Consider the following 10613-nt stretch of genomic DNA (forward strand, 5'->3'; position numbering starts at 1 on the left):
GACCAGAACCTTCTCACGACCGGCGACCGACGGGTCGGCGGGGTTGAAGGCGAGGACGATGGCTGCGCTCACGTCGCTCTTGGCCAGTGCCTCGATGTTCTCCGGTCCAGACATTGATGCAGACAAAATACCTCTGCATCTTAAAAAAAACGATAACGAACCCTTATTTACTTTTCTTGAACAAATCATCAATGCCACCAAAGAACATGTTTGTGCTTATAAACCAAATATAGCTTTTTTTGAGGCATTAGGATTTTATGGGCTAGAGCTCTTGGAAGAAATTCTTGCAATAATTCCTGAACATATCCCGGTGATTTTAGATGTTAAAAGGGGAGATATCGGCAACACAGCAAAAAAATATGCAATTGCAGCCTTTGATGAGCTAAAGGTGGATGCGGTAACGCTTGCTCCATACATGGGGAGTGATTCCATTATTCCTTTCTTGGAATACAAAGACAAATATTCTTTTGTGCTTGTTTTAACCTCAAACAAAAGCTCCCAAGAGCTGGAAATGTTGAAAACCGAAAAAGGTACTTATTTGTTTCAAGAAACAGCGTCTTTAGTCAACAAATGGAATTCTGAGTATCATAACTGTGGCGCGGTAATGGGTGCCACAAACCCAGACCATTTCGGTTTAGTTGAAAATGATTTGAATGATAGCTTAATTCTTGTTCCAGGAATTGGAACGCAGGGTGGCAAGGTTTCTGATATTTTAACAAAAGAGAGAAAAAACAAGAAAAATTATTTATTTAACGTTTCCAGAGATATTATTTATGCCTCTAATGGTGAAGATTTTGCGACAATTGCTACTGAAAAAGCAATTTTTTATAAAAATGAAATAAATCAATATTTGTAAAATGAACGAAATCTTTGAATTACACAAAAACGGTAAAATTTCAGTAGAAAGTAAAATAAAAATAGATAACAGTCAAACTTTAGCTAAGGTTTATACTCCAGGTGTTGCTCAGGTTGTTAAACATATAAACCAAAACATTGAAGCAGTGAAAGAATTTACAATTATTGGCAATACTGTTGGTATGTTTACTGATGGAACCGCTGTTTTGGGGCTTGGTAATATGGGGCCAGAAGCAGCTATGCCTGTGATGGAAGGCAAGGCAATGATTTATAAAGCTTTTGCTGACATTAATGCTTACCCCTTGCTTTTAAATACAACGGATGTGGATAGAATTGTCGAGGCAATCACTGTGCTTTCTCCTTCCTTTGGACTTATTCATTTGGAAGATATCAGCGCACCAAACTGTTTCGAGATTTTTGATAAACTTGTGAAAAAGGTTAATATACCTGTTTTCCATGATGACCAATATGGAACAGCCATAATTGTTTTGGCAGGGTTAATTAACTCCATGAAAGTTACTAAGAGAGCACCAGCAACTAGTAGCGTTGTCATCAATGGAGCAGGCGCAGCTGGACTTGCTATTGCTAGACTTTTGTTTGCTTATGGATTTGAGAAAATAAGCCTCTGTGACAGTAAAGGAATCATTCATAAAAGCAGAAGAGATTTAAATAAATATAAAATTGAAGTTCTTGATTTAACTAACAATCAGGATACAGCTGGAACCTTAGCTGATGCAGTGACAGGCAAAGACATTTTTGTTGGAGTTTCTGTTGGGAATGCTCTAAAGCCTTCCATGGTTGAAGCAATGAATACTGAGCCCATAATCTTTGCCTTAGCTAATCCAGACCCTGAAATTCTTCCTTCAGATTTACCTACAAATTTTAATGGCATCATTGCCACTGGTCGAAGTGATTTCCCTAACCAAATAAACAATGCCATTGGCTATCCAGGATTTGTGAAAGCGATTTTAGTAAACAATATTAAAACCATTGAAATAAAACACTTTATTCAAGCAGCACAAGGCATTGCTGGTGTTCTAGCTGATTCTGAGTTAAAAAAAGATTATATAATCCCAGATGTATTTAACAAAAATATAGTTCCTTCTGTTTTACAAAGCTTTTAAATTTCAAGATTCATTAGATGTTTCACCTTTGGGCTGGAAATGTGTTATTCTTAAGAGATGGCTGACTTAATAGATAATTTCATTATTAAATTTGTTCATGTTTTATATGCAAGCATCAAAGATTTTAATAAGAATCGTTGTTTGTATTCTGCTTCTTCTTTGTCTTTCTTTTCTTTATCAACTTTTGTTCCTTTCTTAGCAATCTTAGTTGGCGTTGCTACTTATTTTAAATCTTTTAATCTCTTAAAAAACTTTTTATTAGTTAATTTTTCTATCCATCACGACTTAATATTGTTGGTTATCTCAAAACTGAATAAGTTTGTTAAAAACACTAATATGGGTTTAATTACCCTCATTGGTGTCTTTTTTATTGTGATGATGTTATTTAATATTTTTTTATCGTTAGAAGATACTTTTAATACAATCTGGAAAGCTGAACAAGGAAGGTCTTGGATCAATAAACTAATCTTTTATCCATTGTTAACACTTATCGGTCCTATTATTTTTATCATGGTGTTAAGTATTGGGATTACTTTTTTAGGTGCAGCTAAAAGTTTTTTATATTCTCACGAAATACTCAGTACAGTGCTTCCGATAATTCAAGGAAGCATATTTGTTAGTAACCTTGCCACTAAAATCATTCCTCATTTTGTTTTTTGGATAATTTTATTTAATTTATATATTTATTTGCCTAACGCAAAGGTGAAATTTCTCCCTGCATTAATTGGTTCTTTAGTTGCTACAGCATTGTTTATCGGGATTCAAACTCTGTACATATACTTACAGATTAACTTAACTCGGCACAACGCACTTTATGGTAGCTTTGCGATAATTCCTTTTTTATTATTATCAATACACTATAGCTGGGGGATAATTTTATATGGTTCTCAGTTAAGTTATTCTATTCAAAACCCTGAACAATAACTACCAACAACGACCATTAATCTTTTTGTTGCATTCCGTTTCACATTTATAACAAATCTCGTTAGTTAAAGCTTCCCCCTGTAAAAACTCATGAATGTTTTGATAAGTAACATCCGCGATATTACCCAAGGCTTCTTTAGTAAAAAACCCTTGGTGTGAAGTAATTAAAACATTAGGAAAAGAAATTAGTCTCATTAACACATCGTCTTGAATGACAGAGGAAGAAAAATCTTCGAAGAAATAATCGCTTTCTTCTTCATACACATCTAGTCCCGCATAACCAATTTTTCCTGTTTTCAAACCAGAGATAAGCGCTTTTGTGTCTATCAGTAGCCCTCTACCAGTATTAATAATCATTACATTCTTTTTCATTATTTTAATGCTGTCATTATTGATCATATGATGAGTATCCGCATTAAGAGGGCAGTGTAAGGAAATAATATCAGCATTTTTATAAAGTTCTTTTAGTGACACATACTTAAATCCTTTAGACTTGCTTAATTTCTCGTTTGGAAAAGCATCATAGGCCAAAACCTTTAAGCCCATCCCTAGCAGAATATCAATTAAAATGCCTCCTATTTTACCAGTGCCTATAATTCCAGCTGTTTTTCCATGCATATCATAACCAATCAATCCGTTGATATTAAAGTTGTTTTCTTTTGTTCTATAGTAGGCTCGATGGATGTTCCTGTTTAAACTCATGATTAGCGCAAGCGCATGCTCGGCAACGGCGTAAGGAGAATAAGCAGGCACGCGAACCACTCTTATTTTTTTAAAGACTGTTTTTAAATCAACATTATTATAGCCAGCACAGCGAAGTGCGATTAATTCTATTCCATTTTTATATAAAATTTTAATAGCTTCGGAATTAATATCATCATTAACAAAAGCACAAACAATTTTGGAGCCTTTAGCTAAAGTTGCAGTATCAGCATTGAGTTTGCTTTCTAGAAATTTAAGTTCGTAGCCATGCTTATTATTCTCAGTTAGAGATTTAACATCATAGGGCTTACTATCGAAAACTGTTATTTTAGTCATATTTATTTCCTTAATATTTTATATCAGCATTATATCAAAATAAATTCATAATTAAACAGGAACTTATTTCCAATCTAATTGTATAATAGCATTGTTATGATTAAAAAATATTTACTGTTTTCTCTAGTTTTACTAAACTTTTGTTTTTCCTTAGATATCCTTACTTGGCAACAATGCCAGCAGTTAGCAAGAGAAAATAATACTGACCTCAAAATTGCCAAAGCCAAATTAGTGGATGAATCAAATTCTCTAAAAATTGCTGAATTGAATGGAAGCCTAACTGTTGGGGGTTCTGCTTCTGTCAAGCGAGCAGGTGGGGAGTCAGCAGTTAAGAATACTGCCGGAGCAGGAGTTTCTGCTCAGAAACTGATTTATGATGGGAACAAAAGCAATAACTTAGTTCTAGCTGCTGAAGAGAGATTAAAATCTGCAGAATATAATTATCAAATCACAGAGGCTAATGTGCGCTTAACTATTCGACAATATTTTTGTGAAGCCCTTCGGTCTCAAGAATTATTAGAACTATCTAAAACTATCGTTGAAAGAAGAAATCAACAATATGAATTAGTGCGACTTAGATATAATGGAGGACTTGAGCATAGAGGATCTTTTCTGAAAGCTAAAGCCAATCTGATTGAGGCTCAAAACAACTTATCTCAAGCAAAAAGAAACTTACAAATCAATTATGATAAACTCCTGTATTCTCTGGGACTGGAGATGGGAACAGCTATTCTTGTTTCAGAAAATATTAATAAAATTGTTCTTGCAAAGAAGCCTAATTTTAACGAGATTATTGACAATAGTTTATTGTTGAAAGATTTGATTTCTCAAAAACTACAAGACGAATATGGTGTATACATTGCTGAATCTAACTATTTGCCAACTGCTTATATTAATGGGTCTCTTAATCAAAATTATTCTTTTAATCAAGATGGGGTTTATGCTAGTTCTTCAGGCTGGTCAGTTGGTGGTAATCTTTCTTTTGATTTATATGATGGGAACAAAAAAGATTATGAACTAGATAAGGCAAAATCTCAGCTTTATCAAAAAAAGATTAACTTAGAAAACAAAACGCATTACGTTTATCTTACGCTCCAAGAAATGTGGAACAACCTAGTAGATTCCTATGATAATATAGCAGTTGCCAATATCTTTTTAGAAGCTTCGGAAGAAAGGTCTAAAATTGCTTCCGCCCAATATTCCTCGGGACTAATTTCTTTTACCGACTGGATTACAATTGAAGACGAACTTATTAAAACAAGGAAGTCTAAACTTAACAGCAACTTAGATACATTAATTCAAGAAGCAAAATGGATAAATTCGAAGGGAGAAGGTTTTGATGAAAAATAAATTAATTTTAGGTGTTTTACTTTTACTGTTAGCCGGAGCTTCTTTTTTTATTTGGAATAATTACTTTAAAAAAGATAGTACAGTTATTTATAAAGAATATGCGGTTAAAGTTGGCGATATCATTGATTCTATCTCCACAGCAGGGTTAGTCGAACCACAAAATCGTTTGGAAATATTACCGCCAATTAGCGGAAGAATAGATCAGATATTTGTAAAAGAGGGAGATGTGGTAAAAAAAGGGCAAGCTTTAGCCATAATGAGTTCTACTGAAAGAGCTGCCTTATTGGATGCGGCTCAAACAGAAGGAAAAAAGAGTGTTGAATATTGGGAAAAAGTTTATAAGCCTACAACTATCTTAGCTCCAATTTCTGGTAAAGTTATTGTGCGGTCGTTAGAACCAGGACAAACAATTAATTCTAATACACCAGTGTTAGTACTTGCAGATAAATTAATAATTAAAGCCCAAGTAGACGAAACTGATATAGGGAAAGTATTAACAGGCCAAAAAGTGAAAATTCTACTTGATGCCTATAGAGAGAATAGTATCGATGGAATAGTTGGGCACATCTCTTATGAATCAAAAATTGTAAATAATGTGACAATCTACCAGGTAGATATAATTCCTGACCATACTCCTTCTGTTTTTCGTTCTGGGATGAGCGCTTCCTTAGAAATCATCAGAGAAGAAAAACAAAACGTCTTGCTACTGCCTGAAAGACTCATAAATTATCAAGATAATCATTCTTTTGTTCTGGTAAAAGAGTTAGGTAAAGAGCTTCCTCTAACCCAAAAAGTTAAAACAGGGCTTAGTTATAATGGAAAAATAGAAATAGAGTCAGGGCTTAATGAAAAGTCTGTTGTGGTTGAGCAAATCACTAAAGCACAGCAAGCCTCAGGCACGAAAGGTTTCTTGCAAGGGAGCAGACCTCGACCTGGTCTTCGTTAAATAGCAACGATGATAGAACTACAAAAAATCTCGAAGACTTATAATACTGGGGTAATTTCCTTTCAGGCCTTAAAAAGTGTTGATCTCAAAATTGAACAAGGTGAATTTGTAGCCATTATGGGCGCTTCTGGAAGTGGTAAATCAACTTTACTCCATATCCTAGGTTTTCTTGACCCACCAGATGAAGGTTCTTACTTTTTTTTAGGTCAAAATGTTGCAAATTTAAAGGAAAGCACACTTACAAGGTTAAGAAACAAAGTAGCTGGTTTTGTTTTTCAGCAGTTTCATCTTTTACCAGGCATTAAAGCACATGAAAACGTTAGTCTTCCTTTAATTTATGGCGATAATAAAAACATTAAAGAAAAAGCTCTTGAACAATTAAAAGCAGTAGGGCTAAAAGACAGGACCGAACATGTTCCTAATGAACTTTCTGGTGGCGAAAGACAAAGAGTCGCTATAGCTAGGGCGCTTGTTAATGACCCCCTAGTGATTTTTGCTGACGAACCTACAGGTAATCTTGATACAACTAGCGAAAAGGAGATAATGAAGATTCTTGTGGGCTTAAATAGTAAAGGGATAACCATCATTATGGTTACTCACGAGATGGAAATAGCCGAGCATGCTAGCCGTATTATTTCTATGAGAGACGGAGAAATTATTTCGGATGTTGTTAAATCTAAAAACAAACATAAACTAAAGATGAAACAAAACACCGTTGCTGAAGAGATTATTTCAAATAAAAAAAAGTTATCAGGGAATCAAATGGAATGGATTTCCCATCTAAAACAGGCGATAAGGGCAATTAATGTTAATAAGCTCCGTTCTTTTTTATCAATGTTAGGTATTTTGATTGGTGTAGCAGCAGTAATTGCTATGTTGGCTTTGGGAAAAGGTGCAACCAGTAATATTGAAAAGGATTTAAGTAGGTTGGGTTCTAATCTGCTTATTGTTATGCCTGGGAGTAGGGTTGCAGGTGGTATTTCAATGGGAGCCGGAATCTCTAGCCGTTTTTCTGAAACAGATTTAACTATCTTAAAAAGAATACCAACTGTTAAAAGAGCATCTGGAATTATTTCTGGAAAAGCACAAGTTGTTTATAGTAATAAGAACTGGAGAACCTCAGTCTCTGGAACAGATGTTGATTATTCTAAAATGAGAGAAGTTATTCCTAATATAGGTAGATATTTTACTGAAAACGAACAGCAAAACAGGGAAAGAGTTGCGGTTATTGGGGCAACAATTGTTGAAAATTTATATGGAACGGAAGACCCTTTAGGTCAAAACATTAAAATAAACAAAGTAAATTTCAAAGTAATTGGAGTTTTGCCAAAAAAAGGGTTTTCTGGTGGACGCGATGAAAATGACATTATTTACATTCCACTTAGTACTGCTATGTATCGACTAATGGGTGAAAGATACTTAAATCAAATACAAGTTGAAGTAGATAAGAAAGAAAACATAAACGCCACCAAACAAAGTGTTACGGATGCGCTAAATCAAGCACATAAATGGCCAGCTAATGATAACATGGTGACGATTAGAGATATGGCAGAAATTCAAGATGCAATAAAAGGAACAATCACAACAATTTCCTTACTTCTGGGCATAGTTGCAACAATAGCTTTGCTTGTAGGTGGCATAGGAATAATGAATATTATGCTTGTTTCTGTTACAGAAAGAACTAGGGAAATAGGGCTAAGAAAAGCAATTGGAGCTGGCAAAAAGGATATTATGAATCAATTTTTAGTGGAAGCAGTAATCATTACTGTGGTTGGAGGCATCTTTGGTGTTCTTTTGGGCTGGTTGATTTCTGTCTTTATTTCCTTTTTTGCAAAATGGACAACAGAAATATCTTTAGTTTCCGTGCTAGTTTCAACAGGATTTTCGATTATTATAGGTCTTATTTTTGGACTTTGGCCAGCAAAACAAGCTGCTAGTCTAAAAACTATAGATGCGTTACGTTACGAATAACAGTTTCATCTAAAGATGTTTAAAGGTAACTTTTATCTTTTAACCTGATATAATAAACAAATGAAAGCAGAAAATATCTTCGTCTCAGACTTTGATGGAACAATTACTCAACATGACTTTTATAGTTTAGTTACAAAAGCTTTTCCCGAGATTTTGCAGCACAATGATTGGTCTAATTATGAAGAAGGAAAAATAACTCATTTTGAGGCTCTTAAAAACATCTTTGCACGTTTAAATTGTCCAGAAAAGATGCTGATTGAAATTACAAATAAGATGATATTTCCTCCTAACTTTACTAATGATGTGGATACCTTAAAGCAAAACGGTTGGGATCTTACCATCGCCTCTGCTGGTTGCGATTGGTATATCAAAAAACTTTTAGGAGCTAATTTAAACAAACTTACTTTATATACCAACCCTGGAACTTATTCACCAGAAAGCGGTTTAACTATGACACGGGCTGATATTGGGAAATTCTCTTCCATAAATATAGGTGTTAACAAACTAGCAATAGTAGAGGATGCTCTGCATCGATATCAGAATGTTGCTTTTGCGGGTGACGGTAGACCAGACTTAGAGTCTGCCTTAAGAGTTCCTGCAGAAAGACGGTTTGCAACAGGTTGGCTTGCACAAAAATTAACTAGTCTTGGCGAAGCCTATATTCCTTTTCAAGATTGGTCAGAGATTATTCCACAACTAATAAAGGGAACAAAATGATTCGTTCTACTCAGATTTCTATTCCTACCTTTGTTCGTATTAAACCAGGCACCTTAGACCGTCTCGGGGAATATGCCTCTCGCATTAATTTTGATTCCTGTATTCTTTTAACTAGTGAAGGTCTGCGTGCTGAAACACTTAATCGAGTTCGACATTCTTTTGAGTTGTCCAAGGTAAAAATTGTCAAAGAAATTGCCATTGAAAATTCAAGTGCCGAACAAGCTCTACAAATTTTTAAGGATTTACCTAATGGAATAAAAGCAATTTTTGGAGTAGGGGGAGGCAAAGCTCTGGATGTAGCGAAATATGTTTCTTTTCTTTCGCGTTTACCTTATATTGCTGCACCAACTGCACTTTCTAATGATGGTTTTTGTAGTCCTCAATCAAGCTTAGAAGTTGACGGAAAGCGAAGATCATTGCCAGCGACAATGCCCTATGGAGTAATTATTGATACAGAAGTTTGTTTACAGGCACCAAATTACCTTTGGTGGTCAGGTATTGGTGACCTTTCTTCTAAAATAACAGCAGTGTATGACTGGAAGTTAGCTTATCATAAACAAGGAACCTTTGTGGACGATTTTGCTGCCTTGTTATCTGATGCTACAGTTTTTCAGTTAATGTCCAGAAAAGAAAAAGATTTAGAAAGCATTCAGCTGTTAGGTACAGCGCTTATGTTAAATGGAATAGCCATGGAAATCTGTGGGTCTTCTAGACCAGCAAGTGGCAGTGAGCATCTTCTTTCTCATGCGCTTGATATTGTTAGCAAAAAACCTCGTCTACATGGCATACAGGTTGGAGTTGCAGCATATATTATGAGCATTTTGCAACAACAAGGGACAGAACATATTAATAAGCTTTTTCAAAAGACAGGTTTTTGGCAGGCGTTTGATGAAGAAAAACTTCTGAAAAGTGAATGGATTTCTGCCTTTGAATTAGCCCCAACTATCAAAGATGATTTCTATACCATTTTGTCTGAAAAAGATTTCAGGCAAGAATTTAAAGAATTATTAGATACAGATCCAAAATTAAAAAATATTTTCTTGTAAAAAATCTTGATATTTTACCCACCTGACTATTCAGCTATTCGTATTAATCCCACTTTACTATATAATAAAATTAATACCATTCACATACAGGAGTCACTATGTCAGAAGAACAAAAACGCCAACTTGAACAACAACTATGGAACATCGCAAACACACTTAGAGGAAAAATGGATGCTGATGAGTTTAGAGACTATATACTAGGCTTTATTTTTTATAAATATTTATCTGAAAAAATGCATATTTATGGAAACAAACTGCTTTTAGTAGATGGTATAAAGTATGAAGACATCAATGAAGATACTAAAGAAGGCAAAGAATTACTTGATGCTGTAAAAGAAGAAGCTCTTGAAAAACTCGGCTATTTTTTAAAACCTTCTGAACTATTTAGCGAGATTGCTAAAAAAGGTAATTCTGGCAGTGACAACTTTATATTAGAAGAGCTTACACAAATACTTAATCATATTGAACAAAGCACTATGGGAACAGAGAGTGAAGACGATTTTAATAAGCTATTTGAAGACTTGGACTTAACATCCACAAAGTTAGGCAGAACAGAGACAGCAAAGAACGAGTTAATAGCAAAAGTATTAGGGCACTTAGACAAGATAGATTTTGAATTACAAAATAGTGAATCAGATGTAC

Annotated in this window: 10 protein-coding genes and 1 pseudogene; 9 read left to right on the forward strand and 2 right to left on the reverse strand. The window is 34.6% G+C overall.

Going from position 1 to position 10613, the window contains the following annotated elements; translation table 11 throughout:
* Window positions 1-135: pseudogene (locus PHF25_07310) on the reverse strand (hypothetical protein).
* Here PHF25_07310 and pyrF point away from each other — a divergent pair.
* Genes pyrF through PHF25_07325 form a run of 3 tightly spaced genes read left to right on the forward strand, consistent with a single transcriptional unit; the run spans window position 95 to window position 2903 of the window.
* Complete coding sequence (gene pyrF, locus PHF25_07315; GenBank protein ID MDD4527823.1) at window positions 95-856, forward strand: orotidine-5'-phosphate decarboxylase; 762 nt, start codon at window positions 95-97, stop codon at window positions 854-856. The pseudogene PHF25_07310 and the gene pyrF sit on opposite strands and share 41 nt — an antisense overlap.
* A 1-nt stretch (window position 857) precedes the next feature.
* A complete protein-coding gene (locus PHF25_07320; protein ID MDD4527824.1) occupies window positions 858-1979 on the forward strand; it encodes an NAD-dependent malic enzyme in 1122 nt (373 codons plus the stop codon).
* A gap of 57 nt (window positions 1980-2036) precedes the next feature.
* Entirely contained in the window at window positions 2037-2903 is an 867-nt protein-coding gene (locus tag PHF25_07325; GenBank protein MDD4527825.1) for a YihY/virulence factor BrkB family protein, read from the forward strand.
* Here the strand turns inward: PHF25_07325 and PHF25_07330 are convergent, their stop codons facing one another.
* On the reverse strand, window positions 2904-3941 hold the full coding sequence (locus PHF25_07330) for a 2-hydroxyacid dehydrogenase (protein ID MDD4527826.1): 1038 nt from the start codon (window positions 3939-3941) through the stop codon (window positions 2904-2906).
* A 96-nt stretch (window positions 3942-4037) separates the two neighbouring features.
* Between PHF25_07330 and PHF25_07335 the strand changes: the two genes are divergently transcribed.
* From PHF25_07335 to PHF25_07360, 6 genes are all read left to right on the forward strand, one after another.
* Complete coding sequence (locus tag PHF25_07335) at window positions 4038-5291, forward strand: TolC family protein (GenBank protein MDD4527827.1); 1254 nt, start codon at window positions 4038-4040, stop codon at window positions 5289-5291.
* Window positions 5281-6237: an HlyD family efflux transporter periplasmic adaptor subunit gene (locus PHF25_07340; GenBank protein MDD4527828.1), complete on the forward strand. Its 957-nt coding sequence runs from the start codon at window positions 5281-5283 to the stop codon at window positions 6235-6237. Before PHF25_07335 ends, PHF25_07340 begins: the two co-directional genes overlap by 11 nt.
* Window positions 6238-6246: 9 nt before the next feature.
* A complete protein-coding gene (locus PHF25_07345; protein ID MDD4527829.1) occupies window positions 6247-8208 on the forward strand; it encodes an ABC transporter permease in 1962 nt (653 codons plus the stop codon).
* Window positions 8209-8268: 60 nt separating this feature from the next.
* The gene (locus PHF25_07350) at window positions 8269-8925 is read left to right on the forward strand and encodes an HAD-IB family phosphatase (protein MDD4527830.1); all 657 of its coding nucleotides are present in this window, start codon (window positions 8269-8271) and stop codon (window positions 8923-8925) included.
* Window positions 8922-9971, forward strand: coding sequence for an iron-containing alcohol dehydrogenase family protein (locus PHF25_07355; protein ID MDD4527831.1), 1050 nt, complete (start codon window positions 8922-8924; stop codon window positions 9969-9971). The genes PHF25_07350 and PHF25_07355 overlap by 4 nt, the downstream gene beginning before the upstream one ends.
* Window positions 9972-10069: 98 nt before the next feature.
* On the forward strand, window positions 10070-10613 hold a 544-nt coding region (locus PHF25_07360; GenBank protein MDD4527832.1), incomplete at its 3' end, for a type I restriction-modification system subunit M N-terminal domain-containing protein.

The organism is Candidatus Margulisiibacteriota bacterium (genome assembly GCA_028706105.1).
Taxonomy (GTDB): domain Bacteria; phylum Margulisbacteria; class Riflemargulisbacteria; order GWF2-35-9; family DYQY01; genus DYQY01.